This is a genomic window from Phaeobacter sp. PT47_59, from assembly GCF_028890025.1.
Classification (GTDB): domain Bacteria; phylum Pseudomonadota; class Alphaproteobacteria; order Rhodobacterales; family Rhodobacteraceae; genus Phycobacter.
Window position 1 is genome coordinate 121,654 of the sequence record NZ_JARCJL010000004.1, and the last position, 16,419, is coordinate 138,072.

Below are 16,419 nucleotides of genomic sequence, written 5' to 3' on the forward strand. Positions count from 1 at the left end.
TGAGCGCATAGGTGCTGCCTTGCGCAGAAGGCTGGACGGCCGCGCAGAAGGCTTGCCTTCCGCGAGGAAAGTCCGGACTCCCTAAAGCAACGGTGCCGGGTAACGCCCGGGCAGGGCAACCTGACGGAGAGCGCCACAGAAATGAAACCGCCAGGCCCCCGGCAACGGATCAGGGCATGGTAAGGATGAAACGGTGGGGTAAGAGCCCACCGCGCCCCTGGCAACAGGGGTGGCACGGCAAGCCCCACCGGGAGCAATGCCAAATAGGGCCCCCGCGCGGGCAGGTCCCGGCAACGGGAAGCCGCCGCTAGGCACGCTTTAGCCAAGAGGGGCCGGGTTGGCAGCTAGAGGTGCGCAGCAATGCGTATCGCAGATGAATGGTCGTCTATGGGGCTATGCCCCGGGACAGAATCCGGCTTACAGGCCTTCTGCGCAAAATATCCCCCCGAATCCTATTGACTTGGGGGGCAGTGCAGGTAAAAGCGCACGCTCATATAGGAATTTACCGAGAGGCCCCCTGCCTTTTCGGACGCAGGAGAAGCACCATGGCGAAGCCGACGACCATCAAGATCCGCCTGAACTCGACCGCGGGCACGGGCCACTTCTACGTGACCAAGAAAAACGCACGCACCATGACTGAAAAAATGGTTGTGCGTAAGTACGACCCGGTCGTGCGCAAGCACGTCGAATACAAGGAAGGCAAAATCAAGTAAGCCCAATCGGCTGACTGGATTTTCCAACCCGGACGATCAAAAGGGTCACGCCGACAGCGTGGCCCTTTTTCGTGTTTGAAGGGCTCTTGCGGGCGGGTTTCCTGCCTGGGCTGCCGGATCCGGGGCGTTATTCCATCGTTCGAATTTGAACAAATTGCCCTTTAGATCAGTGCCACTGTACGAAAGGATAGTCGCCTTTTCGCCTCATTTCAGAGGTAGCTTGTTAATGTGAGTTAACAGAACCGGGTGGGTTTAACGGTGTTCAAACGTATCTTGAGTGGTGTGGTCTTTGCAGTGGCAGTTGTTCCCGGACCGGAGCCGACCGTGGCCGGTGTGGTGCCTGCCCCGGCGCCGGTCGAGGCGGGGCCCCTGTCCGTGCTCGGTGAGGCGGAAATCTCGGGCCGCAAAGTGACCAAACCGGGCAGCCAGAGCCTGCGCGTCGAGGTCAAGGGGCGTTTTCTGACACTGGATCTGGTGCGGTCCGGGTCTGCCGGGTTTGCGGTGCTGACCACGCCACAGCGCAGCGTGATCTCCAGCCTGCCCGATATCGCACTGTCCGAATTCCAGGCGCTGGCCGCGCGCGAAAGCGGTTGCAGCACGACAGGGGAGGTACAGGTGATGGGCAGCACCCGTGGCACCGTGGCCCTGGCCACAGGGCTGAGCTGCTCCTGAGCTGTCGGGGCGCCCTCAGGCGCCCATCCTCCATTCGGCAACCGTGGTGACAGGCGCCAGCCCCATACGGCTCATAAGCGCGCTGGAGGCTGCGTTGAACGTGGCGTAGGTCGTGACCAGCGTTTCGATCCCCATGGCTTTGCAGCGCGTTTGGATTTCTTTGATCAGGCTGCTCCCGACGCCCAAACGGCGAAAGGGGTCCTCCACCGCGATCTGATGCAGCATGATGCGCTTTCCCCCATGCACGATCGGCAGGCTGGGTCTGTCTTCGATCTGGTAGATTGCGTAGCCCATCAGCGCGCCAGAGGGGCTCTGGGCGCCTATGGCGTGAACGCCGTCCTCGTCCAGCCAGTCTGACAGCCACTCCCGCAGCTCTGCGTCCTGTGGGTCTGCGGGGTAGCGGTGTGGCTGGTTTTCGGCGTGAAGCGCATGCAGCTCCTGCAACAGGGGCAGCAGGCGCTCTGCCTGCTCGGCCGGGATATCCGAAATCTTCATGGGTCAAATCCTTTGCTATGCGAAAAAAGAAAGGGCGGATCTTGCCGATCCGCCCCTTGCTGAACTCTTGGTGTCTGTGGCGCTTATTCGCGGTTCCCAAGCAGCTGGAGCAGCATCATGAACAGGTTGATGAAGTCCAGGTAGAGGCTGAGGGCGCCCATGATCGCGGCCTTGCCCAGCCACTCCTGATCGCCGGAATGGGCCATCTGCAGGTAGGTGTTCTTGATGTTCTGGGTGTCATAGGCGGTGAGACCCGCAAAGATCAGAACGCCGATCACCGAGATCGCAAAGGCCATGGCGGAGGAGGCCAGGAAGATATTCACGATCGAGGCCACGATCAGACCGATCAGACCCATGATCAGGAAGGTGCCCATGGCCGACAGGTCTTTCTTGGTGGTGTAACCCACCAGGGAGAGGCCCGCAAAGGCGATGGCGGTGATCAGGAACACCTGGACGATGGATTCACCGGTGAAGACCAGGAAGATCGAGCTGATCGACAGGCCCATCACGGCCGCGAATGTGTAGAACACCAGCTGTGCGGCGGCGGCCGACAGGCGGTTGATGGCGGCGCTGAAGCCAAAGACAAAGGCCAGCGGGGCGAACATGATCACCCACTTCAGCGGGGAAGCATAGATCGCATAGCCAAGGCTGGTCAGGTATTTGTCTGCGCTGAGCTGGGCGGCTGCGCCCGACGGATCGGATGTGACCGCCAGACCGGCGATGGCCCAGGCTGCCAGGAATGTGATGAAGGTGCCCACGGACATCGTGCCGTAGACCTTGTTCATGTGGGCGCGCAGGCCCGCATCGATCTCGGCAGAGCGGGCGCCTGCTGCAGAACGAATGGTGTCAAACTGTGCCATGTATCATGGTCTCCGTTTCAAAAACTCTCCCTTGCTGTATCAGAGCCTTCAGGCTGCGCACAGCGTTCTGTGCGAATATCGGATCAAAGCGCAATCGGTTCAAGGCCGGGACAAAAAGATTCGCAGCAAAAACATGAAAAGGCGCATCAAATCAATGATGCGCCTTCAGGCCGGTGGTGTCATGTGAAAGGCCCTGTTCAGCGCAGCCACGACGCCGGCGCATCCCAGAACGGGCGTTTGGCTTCACTCTGTGCCGCGGCGCGGCTGACACCGATGTCCAGCAGGGCGGCGTCATCCAGTTTGGCCAGGGCACGCCGCTGGCGGATCAGGGCAAAGGCCGTGGCAAGGCGCGCGGACAGGCCGATCCGGGATCTGCGGCGGGGTGCGGAAAGCGTCACGTAGGTCATGTCTTGTGTCCTTTTCTGGTATTGTGATGGTTTCTCATTCGTTCATCATTTCTGTTGATGTATATGGGGGAGTGTGATTTATTTTGAAAACGAATGTTTTTGATACTTAGCATCAGGGATTGTGATGGCTCGAAATCTGGATCTTACGACGCTGCGCTCTTTCGTGGCGGTGGCGGACAATGGCGGTGTGACACGGGCGGCGGGGTTTCTGCATCTGACCCAGTCTGCGGTCTCCATGCAGCTGAAGCGGCTTGAGGAGCTGCTGGGGCTGGAGCTGCTGGATCGGTCGGGGCGCAGCATTGCGCTGACCCCGGCGGGGGAGCAGCTCTTGGGCTATGCCCGCCGCATGGTGGCGCTCAATGACGAGGTGATCACCCGGCTGACCGACCAGGCCTTTGAGGGCGAGGTGGTCCTGGGGGTGCCCCATGATGTGGTCTACCCGGTGATCCCGCGCGTCCTGCAGCGGTTCAACGCCACCTTCCCACGGGTCAGCGTCAACCTGGTGACTTCGAACACACGCGATCTGAAGGCGGGCTTTGCCAAGGGGGCCTATGATCTGATCCTGACGACCGAAGGCACGGCAGGCGAGGGCGGCGAGGCAATCCACGAAATGCCATTGCGCTGGATCGGGGCCGCCGATGGGTCGGCCTGGCGTCATCGCCCCCTGCGGCTGGGGTTTTGCCGCAATTGTATCTTCCGCGCCTCGGCCACGGCGGCGCTGGATGAGGCCGGGATCGAGTGGGACATGGCGGTGGACAGTGAATCCGACCGCACGGTCGAGGCGACCGTCAGCGCCGATCTGGCCATCGGCGTCCTGCTGGAGGGCACCCAGCCCGGGCATCAGGAGATCATCGATCACGGTGATGTCCTGCCCGAATTGCCGGTGCAGCAGATCAATCTTTATGGCGCCGATCGCGTTCGGGCCGCATATGTGAGCGATCTGGCAGATATCCTCCGCCAGGGCTTTGCCGCTTTGCGCCGGGCCCCGTTGCGCGCAGCCAGCTGATCCGGGGGAGGCCCTAGGGGGTGATGATCACCTTGCCGGTCGAGGCGCGGCTGCGCAGCAGCTCCAGGCCCTCTGCCGCCTGTGCCAGGGGCAGGACATGGCTGATATGCGGTTTGATCCGGCCTGCACTGTACCAGTCGAACAGGGTGGCAAAGGCGGTCTGGATCACCTCGGGCCGCGCCTTCAGGTAGCCGCCGATATAAAAACCGATCACCGTCAGGTTCTTGACCAGCAGATGATTGGCCGGGATCTGCGGAACCTCGCCGCTGGCAAAGCCGATCGGCAGCAGGCGCCCGCCGGGGTTGGTGGCGCGAAAGGCGGCCTTCCAGACCGGGCCGCCAACCGCGTCATAGACCACATCAGCGCCGCCCAGTTCCTTGACGATACTGCGCAGATCCTCGCTGTCGTCAATCAGGTGATCGGCTCCGGCCTTGCGGGCGACCTCCAGCTTGTCGGCACCACGCGCATGGGCGATGACGCGTGCGCCCATCAGCTTGCCGATTTCCACGGCCGTCAGGCCGACGCCGCCCGCAGCGCCTGTGACCAGCAGCGTCTCTCCGGGTTGCAGGCGGGCGCAATGGTCAAGGGCCACGAGGCTGGTGCCATAGGCGATCAGCATTGCCGCGGCGTCTTCAAAGCACATGTCATCGGGAATGTGCACGGCGCGGTTTGCGTCAAAGACGCCTTCTTCGGCAAGGCCGCCCTGGCCGCCATAGACTGCGACACGGTCGCCAAGAGACAGCCCCGCAACCGCGTCACCCAGGGCGGTCACGGTCCCGGCCACCTCCAGCCCCGGCACAAAGGGCAGCGCGGGCGTATCCTGGTAGGTGCCTTTCATCATCAGAAGGTCCGCGAAGTTCAAGCCACAGGCCGCAATTCGCACCGCGACCTGACCTGCGCCGGGCGGCGGGCAGTCGACCGAGATGAGCGTTGGGGGGGTGTCAAAGGCGGTCACTTGGAAGGCCTGCATGGTGTCCTCGCAGATGCGGCGCGCGTTGGTGATTCGATGCGTGACTGTTCGACAACAGGTCGCGCAATTTCACCTCGCTATTTATGGGGAGGGGATATTTCATATGTTATTGTTCAAATTAACATGACAAAATGACACGCGAAATCATGTATTTGGATGTCTTCGACTCTCAGCTCTACCTTGGGAGGCTTGAATTCAACCGTGGAGGTCGTAAGGTCGGCCATGAGGTTGAACCAGTGTCGCGGTTTGGGGTGGTCCGATTGTTCGGGTCAGTGTTGATATCCTGACGGATTTGGCAATTGTCGCGGCAACCTTGGCGCGAACTACTTTGGTATAACTAGGAGATGGCACATGGCTCATCCAGTAGATGTGCATGTCGGTAAACGGATCCGTCACCGGCGCTGGCTGATTGGTATGACACAGCAGCAACTGGCCGAAAAGGTCGGGATCAAGTTCCAGCAGATTCAGAAGTATGAAACCGGTGCCAACCGGGTCAGCGCATCGCGGCTGTGGGATATTTCTGACGCGATGGAGGTTCCGGTCAGCTTCTTCTTCGATGGTCTCGAAGAAGAGGGCAAAGCGGCGGCGGAGAAGAGCTCGGTTCCCGAGGATCTGATGGGCGACAAGGAAGCCCTGGATCTGGTGCGCTCCTATTATGCGATCCCGGAAAACCAGCGCAGGCGCCTGTTTGAACTGGCCCGTGTTCTGAGCGACGCAGCCTGAAAGAGAAAAGACCCCTGAGGGGTCTTTTTTGTTGTATCCGGCGGGGTGCGATGGCACCCGCTGGATCATGACCGATAAATCTCCCTCTGATCTTGATGTGGCGCAGCGGCTGGCAGATGCCGCCGGCGCGGTGATCCTCCCCCATTTCCGAAAGCCTGGCCTTGGTGCTGACAACAAGCTCGCAGCCGGGTTTGACCCTGTGACCGTGGCCGACCGCGATGCCGAACAGGCCATGCGCGCCGTTCTGGCCGAATTGCGCCCCGAGGACGGGATCCTGGGGGAAGAGTTTCCCGCAGTCGAGGGCCGCTCTGGCCGCACCTGGGTTCTGGACCCGATCGACGGCACCCGTGGCTTCATCAGCGGCACACCGACCTGGGGTGTCTTGATCGCGCTGTCCGATGCGACCGGTCCGGTTCTGGGCGTGATCGACCAGCCCTATACCGGAGAGCGATTTGTCGGCTGTGCCGACCATGCGCAGATGTCGGGGCCGCATGGGACCTGTGCGCTGGCAACCCGGCAGGGCGCGGCACTGGACCAGGCGATCCTTTTTACCACCTTTCCGGAAGTAGGGACCCCGGACGAGCGGTCCGGGTTCGAACGCGTCGCGGCACAGGTTAAGCTGACCCGCTACGGCATGGATTGCTATGCCTATGCGCTGCTGGCCGCCGGCCATATCGATCTGGTGATCGAGGCGGGGCTCAACGCCTATGACATCCAGGCGCCCATCGCGGTGATCGAAGCCGCAGGCGGCATTGTCACCAATTGGCAGGGTGGCCCGGCTCATGATGGCGGGCAGGTTCTGGCGGCGGCGAACAAGGAGCTGCATGCGCAGGCGCTGGGCTTGCTGCAGGGCGGTTGAAACAGGCTTGAGCGCAGGCTGGATGCCGGGCTATAGCTGAGGGCAGGCCCGAGTCCTTTGCCCGTATTCTGTCGGACCTTCTTCACACTTCACCACCGAAACGGGCGATATCGGAGTGTGAAACCATGCAGGAAACCCTGATTCAGAATGCCCAGACCGTCATCACCATGGATGACGATGCTCGCGTCTTGCACGATGCCGACGTCCTGATCCGGGACGGGCAGATCGCGGCAGTGGGGCAGGGGCTGCAGACCTTTGGGCAGATCGTTTCGGGGGCGGGCTGCGTGGTGACGCCGGGCCTCGTCAATACCCATCACCATCTCTATCAGAACCTCACCCGCGCCGTTCCCGGCGCGCAGGATGCGCTACTGTTCGGCTGGCTGCAGCGGCTCTACCCGATCTGGGCGCGCTTCGGCCCGGAGGAGATGTTCGTCTCGGCGCAGCTGGGGTTGGTGGAACTGGCGCTGTCGGGCTGCACGCTCAGCTCCGATCACCTCTACCTCTATCCAAACGGATCCCGGCTGGAAGATACCATTCATGCCGCCCACGAGGTCGGCCTGCGGTTCCATCCCACCCGTGGCGCCATGAGCATCGGCGAAAGCAAGGGCGGCCTGCCGCCCGATAGCCTGGTCGAAGAGGAAGGCGCTATCCTGGAGGACATGATCCGGGTGGTGGACGGGTTCCATGATGCCAGCGAAGGCTCCATGTGCCGGGTCGGTCTGGCGCCGTGCTCTCCCTTTTCGGTCAGCCGCGAACTGATGCGCGATGCCGCCCTGCTGGCGCGCGACAAGGGGGTGATGCTGCACACCCATCTGGCGGAAAACGACGAGGATATCGCCTATTCCGAGGCGCAGTTCGGTTGCCGCCCCGGCCAATACGCCGAGGAGCTGGGCTGGACCGGAGATGACGTCTGGCATGCACATTGCGTGAAACTGGATGCGGCGGAGATCGATCTTTTCGCGCGCACCCGCACCGGCGTTGCCCATTGCCCCTGTTCCAATTGTCGCCTTGGCAGCGGTATCGCTCCGCTGCGCAGCTTCCGGGATGCGGGTGTCCCGGTCGGGCTGGGGGTGGACGGATCGGCCAGCAACGACATGGCCAGCCTGATCGGCGAGGCGCGTCAGGCCATGCTGTTGCAGCGGGTGGCAAACGGTGCCGATGCCATGAGCGCCTATGAGGCGCTGGAGATCGCCACCCGTGGCGGTGCCGACATCCTGGGGCGCCCCGATTGCGGACGGCTTGCCCCTGGCAAACGCGCCGATGTGGCGGTTTGGGATGTGAGTGGCGTTGCCTCCAGCGGCAGTTGGGATCCGGCGGCGCTTTTGCTGGCGGGACCGAGCCAAGTGAAGCACCTTTTCGTCGAAGGGCGTCAGATCATCTCGGGCGGTGAGGTCGCCAGCATCGACCTGCCGCACCTGCTGGAACGTCACGGGCGGCTCGCCCGCGCCCTGGCAGAGCAGGGCTGATCTCAGACCTTTTGGCCGCCGATCCAGACCTCGGATATGGCCCGGTCATCGCCCATCATGATCGTGGCAAAGGTGGCTTCCCAAATGTCATTTGCCCTGGCCGCGCGCTGGGCGATCGCGGGGGTGGAGGCGAGATCCAGCACCACCAGATCGGCCTCCATGCCCGGTGCGATATTGCCGATCTTGTCATCGAGCCGCAGCGCCCGGGCCGACCCTTGCGTGGCCAGCCACAGCAGCTCTGCCGCGTGCAGGGGCGTTCCGCGCAGCTGACCGATCTCATAGGCCGCCGCCATGGTCCGCAACATGGAGAAGCTGGAGCCGCCGCCGGTGTCCGTGGCAAGGCCGATGCGCTGCCCCTCGGCCATCAGCCCGCCCATGTCAAACAGACCCGAACCGATGAAGGTATTCGATGTGGGGCAATGTACCAGAGCCGCGCCGTGTTCGCGCAGGCGGTCCCGTTCGCGCGGCTCCAGGTGGATGGCATGGCCATAGACCCCGCGCGCGCCCAAGAGGCCGAAACTCTCGTAGGTGTCCAGGTAGTCCCGCGCCTTCGGGAACAGCTCCTTGACCCAGGCGATCTCATCCGTCTGCTCGCTCAGGTGGGTCTGCATCAGGCAGTCCGGATTGGTGGCCCAAAGCGCGCCCATCGCTTCCAGCTGCTCTGGCGTCGAGGTGGGAGAGAACCGCGGCGTGATCGCATATTCAAGGCGATCCACCCCGTGCCAGCGGGCAATCAATGCGGCGCTGTCGTCATGGGCGGATTGGGGCGTGTCGCGCAGGCCCTCGGGCGCGTTGCGGTCCATGCAGGTCTTGCCCGCCACCACCCGTTGCCCGCGGGCCTGGGCGGCGGAAAAGAAGGCATCGACGCTTTCGGGGTGGATGGTGCAATAGCTGCAGACCGTGGTGGTGCCATGGGCCGCCGTCAGATCCAGATAGCGCGCGGCGACCTCTTCGGCGTAGGCGCGGTCTTTGAACCGCATTTCCTCGGGGAAGGTGTAGCTGTTCAGCCAGTCGATCAGCCGCTTGCCCCAACTGGCGATGATCGCGGTTTGCGGATAATGGACATGGGCATCGACAAAGCCGGCCAGGATCAGCTTGTCCCTGTGATCGTGGACCTGGGCCTGGGGGAAGCGGTGTTGCAGATCCGCGAAGGCTCCGAGGGCGGTTACCACACCGTTCTGCAACGCGACGGCGTCATGCAGGGTGGCGGCCTCGTCCGGGGCTGCGGCGCCAAAAGGGCTTTGCGTGAAGGACAGGACCTGACCGCGTAGAATATGCCCTGTGCGGGTATCAGGCATGGGTCTTGTGTTCATCTGCAGGTGTCCTTTCGCGCAGGGTGACCAGTCACAGGATAGGCGCGACGAGGCTGGGGGTAAATTCCGTCATTGTCATTGTTTTTCGGTAGCTGCTTCTTCTATTCATGAAACAACCGGCACCAAGGAGGCAGCGCATGAGCAGAGGCGACGAGATCAGCGGATCCGACATCGTGCAGGAGGATGCCTACACGCTGGATCGCAAGCATGTGGCGCAGATCCTCTATGCGGTGGATACCAACGATCAGGCGCGCCTTGCGGACCTGATGGAGCCGCTGCATGCGGCCGATATCGCCGACCTTCTGGAGCAGATCAACGCCTTTGATCGTGCCCGTCTGATCCGCATTTATGATCGTGAATTCGACGGCGACATTCTGTCTGAACTGGACGAGTCGATTCGCGAAGAGGTGATCGCGGTCCTGACGCCTCAGGTTCTGGCTGAGGCGGTGCGCGACCTGGACAGCGACGATGTGGTCGATCTGCTCGAGGACCTGGAAGAGCCGCAGCAGGAGGCGATCCTGGGGGTGCTGGAGGATTCCGACAGGATCGCGGTTGAACAATCGCTGAGCTATCCCGAGAGTTCCGCCGGCCGTCTGATGCAGCGCGAGGTTGTCATGGCCCCGGAACACTGGACGGTGGGGCAGGCCATAGATTTGATGCGCGAGCGGTCCGATTTGCCGACGCAGTTCTACCACGTGGTGGTGGTCGATCCGCGCCTGCATCCCGTGGGCAATGTGACGCTTGGACGGATCATGTCCTCGCGCCGGGATGTGCCGCTGGTGGACCTCCTGGAAGAGACCTTTCAGGTAATCCCCGCCGATCAGGATGAAGAGGATGTCGCCTATGCCTTCAACCAGTACCACCTGATTTCGGCCCCCGTGGTGGATGACGAGGGGCGGCTGGTCGGCGTCATCACCATCGACGACGCCATGGTGGTGCTGGATGAGGAACACGAAGAGGACATCCTGCGCCTGGCCGGTGTCGGCGAGGGCAGCCTGTCGGACCGGGTGATCAACACCACCAAGCGGCGCTTTCCCTGGCTGGCGGTCAATCTGGTGACGGCGGTGCTGGCCTCGATGGTGATCGCGCTGTTCGAGGCGACCATCGCGCAGTTTGTTGCCCTTGCGGTGCTGATGCCGATCGTGGCCTCGATGGGCGGGAACGCCGGCACCCAATCGCTGACGGTTGCGGTGCGGGCGCTGGCAACACGCGACCTTACCGGCTCCAACGTCTGGCGGGTGATCCGGCGCGAAGCCTTGGTCGGGCTGGTCAACGGGCTGATATTCGCGGTGGTCATGGGGGTGGTCGGGATCGTCTGGTTCGGCTCCCCCATGCTTGGCGCGGTGATCGGCGTCGCGATGGTGATCAATCTGGTCGTCGCCGGTCTGGCCGGGACGGCGGTGCCGGTTATTCTGGAAAAGGTCGGCGTCGATCCGGCGCTGGCCTCTGGTGCCTTTGTGACCACGGTGACCGATGTGGTGGGCTTCTTTGCCTTCCTCGGCCTTGCGGCGCTGGTACTCTTGTAGCTCTGAAGACCTGTGCGGGAGGAGTGAATGACGGATCTTGCTCAGATCAAGGCAGGCGCCCGCAAGGCCGCCTTTGCGCGGCGCAAGGCGGCGTTTGAGATGAAAAAGCCGGGGGCGGCCGGGCACCTGTCCGAGGTGCTGGCCGGATACCGCGGCGTGCCGCTGGCAGGCTACATGCCGATCCGCACCGAGATCGATCCCTTGCCCGCCATGGCCGAGGCCGCCGCCCATGGCGATGTCGGCCTGCCGGTGATTGAAGGCGAGGGGCTGCCGCTGCGGTTCAGCCGCTGGCAGCCGGAGGGCGCGCTGCGCGACGGGCCGTTTGGCGCCAGGGTGCCTGAGGTGGATGACTTTTTCGAGCCCGAGATCGTGATCGTGCCGCTGGTGGCCTTTGATGCGTCCGGCGGTCGCCTGGGCTATGGTGGCGGCTTCTATGATCGCACGCTGCAACAGCTGCGCGCGCGCCGGGCGACCCTGGCCATCGGCTTTGCCTTTGAAGCGCAGGAGGCTGACAGCCTGCCGCTGGAAGCGACCGATCAGCCGCTCGACATGGTGGTGACGGAAAGCCGCATCCTGCAGTTTCGGCGCTGAATGCCGGAAAATGTGACGTCATTTCGCGCCGAGACCCCATGCTGCCGCCGTGGCGGGGCTTGCTCCCATCCGCTTCGAGGCCTAGGAGAGAGGGCATGAGAATACTGTTTCTGGGCGATGTGATGGGCCGCGCCGGGCGCCGCGCCATCACCGAGAACCTGCCGCGCCTGCGCAAGGAGTGGCGGCTCGATTTCGTGGTGGTCAACGGCGAGAATGCCTCCAATGGCATGGGGCTGAGCGGCGATCACGCAAAGCTGCTGCTGGATGCGGGGGCGGATTGCCTGACGCTGGGTGATCATGCCTTTGATCAAAAGGACATGCTGCAGTTCATCGAGAAGGAGCCGCGCATCATCCGGCCCATCAACTTTGCCAAGGGGGCGCCGGGGCGGGGGCACCGGCTGTTCAATGCCGCCGGAGGGCGCAAGGTTCTGGTGACCCAGGCGCTGGGCCAGGTTTTCATGAAACGCGCCTATGATGATCCATTCGGGGCGGTCGAAGGCGTGCTGAAGTCCCATCCGCGCGGCGGGTTGGCCCAGGCGGTGATCGTGGACATGCACTGCGAGGCCACCTCTGAAAAGATGGCGATGGGACATTTCTGCAATGGCAAGGCGTCCCTGGTTGTTGGCACCCACACCCATGTGCCGACTGCGGATGCGCAGATCCTGGCAGGGGGCACCGGGTACCTGACGGATGCGGGCATGTGCGGCGATTATGATTCTGTGATCGGTATGGAAAAGGCAGAACCGATGCGCCGTTTCCTGACCGGAATGCCGAAAAGCCGATTTACCCCGGCAAATGGGGAGGCAACCTTGTCGGGGGTTTTCATCGAAACCGACGACAGGACCGGTGCCGCCAAGGAGATCCGAATGGTGCGCAATGGTGGCCTGTTGCAAGACGCCGGGCCGCAAGCCTGATCGCGAAGACGTCTGTTCCGCCAATTGGCGCTTTGCCGTAAATTCATCCCGATTTCGAGTTTGGATCCGGCAAGGATGCTGAAGCCCTTGCCTCTCCATTTCCGATCGGGAAAACTCGGCGCCGGCGTGTCTTGATCGCCGGGGTCCACCCTGCGCAACGAATGTGAGTCTATTGCCCGATATGCAGTCATTTCAAATCGCGGAAAACGGTAGCGCCATTCTTGCGCTCTTGATCGTCGCGGCGATGTTCCTGGCCTTCCTGAAGGAAAGCTACCCGACCGAAGTTGTGGCGCTGGCGGGCGTATCGCTGATGCTGGTGACGGGGGTGCTTCCCTATGATGCTGCCCTGCCGGTGCTGTCCAACCCGGCGCCCTGGACGATTGCGGCCATGTTCATCATCATGGGCGCCTTGGTGCGCACAGGCGCGTTGGATGCCTTCACCCAGAGCGCGCGCAAACAGGCCGAGGTGAACCCGAAGCTGGCCGTTGCCATGTTGATGGGCTTCGTGGTGGGCGCTTCGGCCATCGTCTCCAACACGCCGGTTGTCGTTGTGATGATCCCGGTCTTTGTACAGATCTCCCGCACGCTGGGTGTCTCTGCCTCAAAGATGCTGATCCCGCTCAGCTATGCGGCCATTCTGGGGGGCACATTGACGCTGATCGGCACCTCGACGAACCTCTTGGTCGATGGTGTGGCCCGCGCGCAGGGTCTGGCGCCCTTCACCATCTTCGAGGTGACGCCACTGGGGTTGATCCTGGTGGTCTGGGGCATGATCTACCTGCGCTTCATCTCGCCGCGGCTGCTGCCGGACCGCGACAACCTTGCCAATCTGCTGAGCGACCGCTCCAAGATGAAGTTCTTCACCGAGGCGGTGATCCCTCCGGAAAGCAACCTGATCGGCCGCGAGGTCACCGGCGTTCAACTGTTCAAACGGCCCGGCGTGCGCCTGATCGACGTCATTCGCGGCGATGTCTCGCTGCGGCGCAATCTGAAGGGGGTTGAGCTGCAGGTGGGCGACCGGGTGGTCCTGCGCACCCAGATGACCGAGCTGTTGAGCCTGCAAAGCAACAAGGAGTTGAAGCGGGTCGATCAGGTCTCGGCGGTGGAGACCAAGACGGTGGAGGTGCTGATCACACCCGGCTGCCGCCTGGTGGGGCGTTCCCTGGGGGCCATGCGCCTGCGCCGCCGCTATGGTGTCTATGTGCTGGCGGTGCATCGGCGCAATCAGAACATCGGCGTGCAACTGGATGATCTGGTGGTGAGGGTCGGCGATACGCTGCTCTTGGAAGGGGCGCCCGAGGATATTCAGCGCCTTGCCGCGGATACGGATATGGCCGATGTCTCGCAGCCGACACAGCGCGCCTATCGCCGCAGCCATGCGCCCTATGCGATTGCGGCGCTTCTGGGGATCGTGGTGCTGGCAGCACTTGGGGTGGCACCCATCCTGATGCTGTCGATTGTTGCGGTGGCGCTGGTGCTGATCGGTCGCTGCATCGACGCGGATGAGGCATTTTCCTTCATCGACGGGCGGTTGCTGGCATTGATCTTTTCCATGCTTGCCATCGGTGCGGCGCTGGAAAGTTCCGGCGCGGTCAGCCTGATCGTGAGCTTCCTGGCGCCGGGCCTGTCGGTCCTGCCGCCCTTCCTGCTGGTCTGGGCGGTCTACCTTCTGACCTCGGTCCTGACCGAGCTGGTCTCCAACAACGCGGTTGCCGTGGTGGTGACGCCGATCGCCATCGGCCTGGCCCAGGCGATGGGACTGGATCCGCGCCCGCTGGTGGTCGCGGTGATGGTTGCGGCCTCGGCCTCCTTTGCGACGCCGATCGGCTACCAGACCAACATGTTGGTCTATGGTCCGGGGGGCTACAAGTTCACCGATTTCCTGCGGGTCGGGGTTCCCTTGAACCTCAGCATCGGCCTCCTGGCCTCGGCGGTCATCCCGTTCATCTGGCCGTTGTGACCGGCGGTTACATCGGCCAGAAAATCAGGATTGCGGGGATCGAAACCGACACGATCAGGATCTCAAGCGGCAGACCGATCCGCCAGTAGTCGCCGAAGTGATAGCCACCGGGACCCAGCACCAGCGTGTTGTTCTTATGCCCGATGGGGGTGAGGAAAGCGGCAGAGGCGGCCACGGCCACCGCCATCAGAAAGGGATCGGGCGAGACGCCAAGCGCGGTTGCCATCTGGATTCCCACGGGGGCTGCGACGATGGCCGTCGCGGTGTTGTTCAAGACATCCGACAGGGTCATGGTGACCACCATCAGCACGGTCAGAATGGCCCAGGCGGGCAGGCCTTCGGTCAGGCCGATCAATCCGTTGGCGATCAGCTGGGTGCCGCCAGAACTGTCCAGCGCGGCCCCCAGCGGGATCATCGACCCCAGAAGAACGACCACCGGCCATTCCACATGGTCGTAGATCTCGGCCACCGGCAGGATCTTGGTCAGCACATAGGCCACGGCCACCAGCCCCAGCGCCACGGGCAGGTAGACGATCCCGACAGAGGCGGCGATGACGGCGGCGGCAAACAGGCCGATGGCCATCCAGGTCTTGTCGTTGGCGGTGACCGCAAGCCCACGTTGCGCCAGTGGCAGGCAGCCAAGCCAGTCCGTCACATCGGCGCCGCGGTCGCGCGGGCAGAGCAGCAACAGGATATCACCCGGTTCGATCACGGTCTGGCGGATATGGCTGGTCAGACGCCGCCCCTGTCGGGAAATGCCCAAAAGAACCGTGCTTTGGCGCCAGGCAAGGCCGATGGATTGGGTGCTACGCCCGTTGACGCGGGCGGTTTCCGGCACCACCACCTCGACCAGCTCCAGGCCTTCCCCGGCGGCGGTCAGCTTTTCCTGGCGGGCGGCATCGGCGAAATCAAGCGACAGGGCGGTGCGGAACTCGTCCAGCGCTTCGGGCGTTGCCTCGATCACCAGGGTGTCGGCGGCGCGCAGGGTGAACCCGGCGGCCCGCCCATAAAGCCGCTTGCCCTCCCGGATCAGGCCGAGGATGGCCACATCCGCCTTTTCGGCCTCGCTGTCCAGCTCCCCAAGCCGCTTGCCCACCAGGGAGGAGTCTTCTGGCACGGTCAGCTCTGCGATATAGTCCGCGATCTGCGCTTCGGAGGCGCCCGCGGCATTCTCGCGCTGGGGGATCAGGCGCCATCCGATCAGCGCCACAAAGGCAAGGCCCGCACAGGCGGCGACCAGGCCGACGGGGGCAAAATCGAACATCCCGAAGGGGGTGCCCAGGGTCTCGTGCCGGATCGAGGCGATGATGATATTGGGCGGGGTGCCGATCAGCGTGACCATGCCGCCGAGGATGGTGGCAAAGCTGAGCGGCATCAGGCTGAGGCCCGGCGCCCGACCCGCCTTGCGCGCGGTCTGGATGTCGACGGGCATCAGCAGCGCCAGGGCGGCCACGTTGTTCATGAAGGCCGAAAGCACGGCGCCAACCCCGCCCATCAGGGCAATGTGCAGGCCAAGCGCGCGGGTGCTGTCGACCAGGGTTCGGGTGATCAGGAACACAGCCCCCGACCGCACCAGCCCGGCGGAGACGATCAGCACAAGCGCCACCACCAAGGTTGCGGGATGGCCAAATCCGGCAAAGGCATCCTTGGTGGGGACGACACCGAGCAGAACCGCCGCCATCAACGCCGAGAATGCAACCAGATCGTATCGGTAGCGCCCCCAGAGCAGCAGGGCGAAAACGGCTGCGAAGATCGCAAAAAGAATGCCTTGGTCAAATGTCATTTCTGCGTTTTCCTAAATCGCGTCCCGTTTTATCGGGGGGGGTGCCCAGTCTCAGGGCCACTGTTACCACAAGCTATATCCTGCGCCAGTACAAGCCGCACCCTCTGCTCAGGCGGAGCATTTTGACCAGCGCGGCGCTGGTGGCACCAATCTCTTGCGGC

General features: G+C 63.1%; 16 protein-coding genes and 1 other RNA gene. 11 read left to right on the plus strand and 6 right to left on the minus strand.

The window, feature by feature from the left end; all coding sequences use genetic code 11:
- Window positions 1–23: 23 nt before the first annotated feature.
- From rnpB to PXK01_RS05185, 3 genes are all read left to right on the plus strand, one after another.
- Window positions 24–436, plus strand: an RNA gene (gene rnpB, locus PXK01_RS05175) — RNase P RNA component class A.
- A gap of 109 nt (window positions 437–545) precedes the next feature.
- Window positions 546–713: a 50S ribosomal protein L33 gene (rpmG, locus tag PXK01_RS05180; RefSeq protein ID WP_007814563.1), complete on the plus strand. Its 168-nt coding sequence runs from the start codon at window positions 546–548 to the stop codon at window positions 711–713.
- A 258-nt stretch (window positions 714–971) separates the two neighbouring features.
- A complete protein-coding gene (locus tag PXK01_RS05185; RefSeq protein ID WP_274846556.1) occupies window positions 972–1,385 on the plus strand; it encodes a hypothetical protein in 414 nt (137 codons plus the stop codon).
- Window positions 1,386–1,400: 15 nt separating this feature from the next.
- Here the strand turns inward: PXK01_RS05185 and PXK01_RS05190 are convergent, their stop codons facing one another.
- From PXK01_RS05190 to PXK01_RS05200, 3 genes are all read right to left on the minus strand, one after another.
- On the minus strand, window positions 1,401–1,880 hold the full coding sequence (locus PXK01_RS05190; RefSeq protein ID WP_274859129.1) for a GNAT family N-acetyltransferase: 480 nt from the start codon (window positions 1,878–1,880) through the stop codon (window positions 1,401–1,403).
- Between the two features lie 83 nt (window positions 1,881–1,963).
- Complete coding sequence (locus PXK01_RS05195; protein WP_274846558.1) at window positions 1,964–2,740, minus strand: Bax inhibitor-1/YccA family protein; 777 nt, start codon at window positions 2,738–2,740, stop codon at window positions 1,964–1,966.
- 197 nt (window positions 2,741–2,937) lie between these two features.
- The gene (locus PXK01_RS05200; RefSeq protein ID WP_274859130.1) at window positions 2,938–3,147 is read right to left on the minus strand and encodes a DUF1127 domain-containing protein; all 210 of its coding nucleotides are present in this window, start codon (window positions 3,145–3,147) and stop codon (window positions 2,938–2,940) included.
- A 124-nt stretch (window positions 3,148–3,271) separates the two neighbouring features.
- Here PXK01_RS05200 and PXK01_RS05205 point away from each other — a divergent pair, with 124 nt between their 5' ends.
- A complete protein-coding gene (locus tag PXK01_RS05205) occupies window positions 3,272–4,153 on the plus strand; it encodes a LysR family transcriptional regulator (protein ID WP_274846560.1) in 882 nt (293 codons plus the stop codon).
- Window positions 4,154–4,166: 13 nt separating this feature from the next.
- On the opposite strand, the gene PXK01_RS05210 is transcribed toward PXK01_RS05205, so the two are convergent.
- On the minus strand, window positions 4,167–5,123 hold the full coding sequence (locus PXK01_RS05210) for an NADPH:quinone oxidoreductase family protein (protein ID WP_274859131.1): 957 nt from the start codon (window positions 5,121–5,123) through the stop codon (window positions 4,167–4,169).
- Window positions 5,124–5,474: 351 nt separating this feature from the next.
- On the opposite strand from PXK01_RS05210, the gene PXK01_RS05215 reads away from it, so the two are divergent.
- The 3 genes from PXK01_RS05215 to PXK01_RS05225 all read left to right on the plus strand — a co-directional run bounded on the left by PXK01_RS05215 (window position 5,475) and on the right by PXK01_RS05225 (window position 8,171).
- The gene (locus PXK01_RS05215; protein WP_274846562.1) at window positions 5,475–5,846 is read left to right on the plus strand and encodes a helix-turn-helix domain-containing protein; all 372 of its coding nucleotides are present in this window, start codon (window positions 5,475–5,477) and stop codon (window positions 5,844–5,846) included.
- 67 nt (window positions 5,847–5,913) lie between these two features.
- Entirely contained in the window at window positions 5,914–6,705 is a 792-nt protein-coding gene (gene hisN / locus PXK01_RS05220; RefSeq protein WP_274846563.1) for a histidinol-phosphatase, read from the plus strand.
- A 125-nt stretch (window positions 6,706–6,830) separates the two neighbouring features.
- Window positions 6,831–8,171: an 8-oxoguanine deaminase gene (locus PXK01_RS05225; RefSeq protein WP_274859134.1), complete on the plus strand. Its 1,341-nt coding sequence runs from the start codon at window positions 6,831–6,833 to the stop codon at window positions 8,169–8,171.
- 2 nt (window positions 8,172–8,173) lie between these two features.
- On the opposite strand, the gene guaD is transcribed toward PXK01_RS05225, so the two are convergent.
- Window positions 8,174–9,484, minus strand: coding sequence for a guanine deaminase (gene guaD / locus PXK01_RS05230; RefSeq protein WP_274859136.1), 1,311 nt, complete (start codon window positions 9,482–9,484; stop codon window positions 8,174–8,176).
- A 137-nt stretch (window positions 9,485–9,621) separates the two neighbouring features.
- On the opposite strand from guaD, the gene mgtE reads away from it, so the two are divergent.
- The 4 genes from mgtE (at window position 9,622) to PXK01_RS05250 (ending at window position 14,475) form a co-directional block, all read left to right on the plus strand.
- Window positions 9,622–11,010: a magnesium transporter gene (mgtE, locus tag PXK01_RS05235; protein WP_274859137.1), complete on the plus strand. Its 1,389-nt coding sequence runs from the start codon at window positions 9,622–9,624 to the stop codon at window positions 11,008–11,010.
- A 27-nt stretch (window positions 11,011–11,037) separates the two neighbouring features.
- Window positions 11,038–11,601, plus strand: a complete 564-nt coding sequence (locus tag PXK01_RS05240) for a 5-formyltetrahydrofolate cyclo-ligase (protein WP_274859138.1) — start codon at window positions 11,038–11,040, stop codon at window positions 11,599–11,601.
- Window positions 11,602–11,696: 95 nt separating this feature from the next.
- On the plus strand, window positions 11,697–12,515 hold the full coding sequence (locus tag PXK01_RS05245) for a TIGR00282 family metallophosphoesterase (protein WP_274846568.1): 819 nt from the start codon (window positions 11,697–11,699) through the stop codon (window positions 12,513–12,515).
- A 181-nt stretch (window positions 12,516–12,696) separates the two neighbouring features.
- Window positions 12,697–14,475 (plus strand): SLC13 family permease, encoded by a 1,779-nt coding sequence (locus tag PXK01_RS05250; RefSeq protein ID WP_274846569.1) that lies wholly within the window; start codon window positions 12,697–12,699, stop codon window positions 14,473–14,475.
- Window positions 14,476–14,482: 7 nt separating this feature from the next.
- Here the strand turns inward: PXK01_RS05250 and PXK01_RS05255 are convergent, their stop codons facing one another.
- Window positions 14,483–16,258, minus strand: coding sequence for an SLC13 family permease (locus PXK01_RS05255; RefSeq protein WP_274859139.1), 1,776 nt, complete (start codon window positions 16,256–16,258; stop codon window positions 14,483–14,485).
- Window positions 16,259–16,419 lie beyond the last annotated feature (161 nt).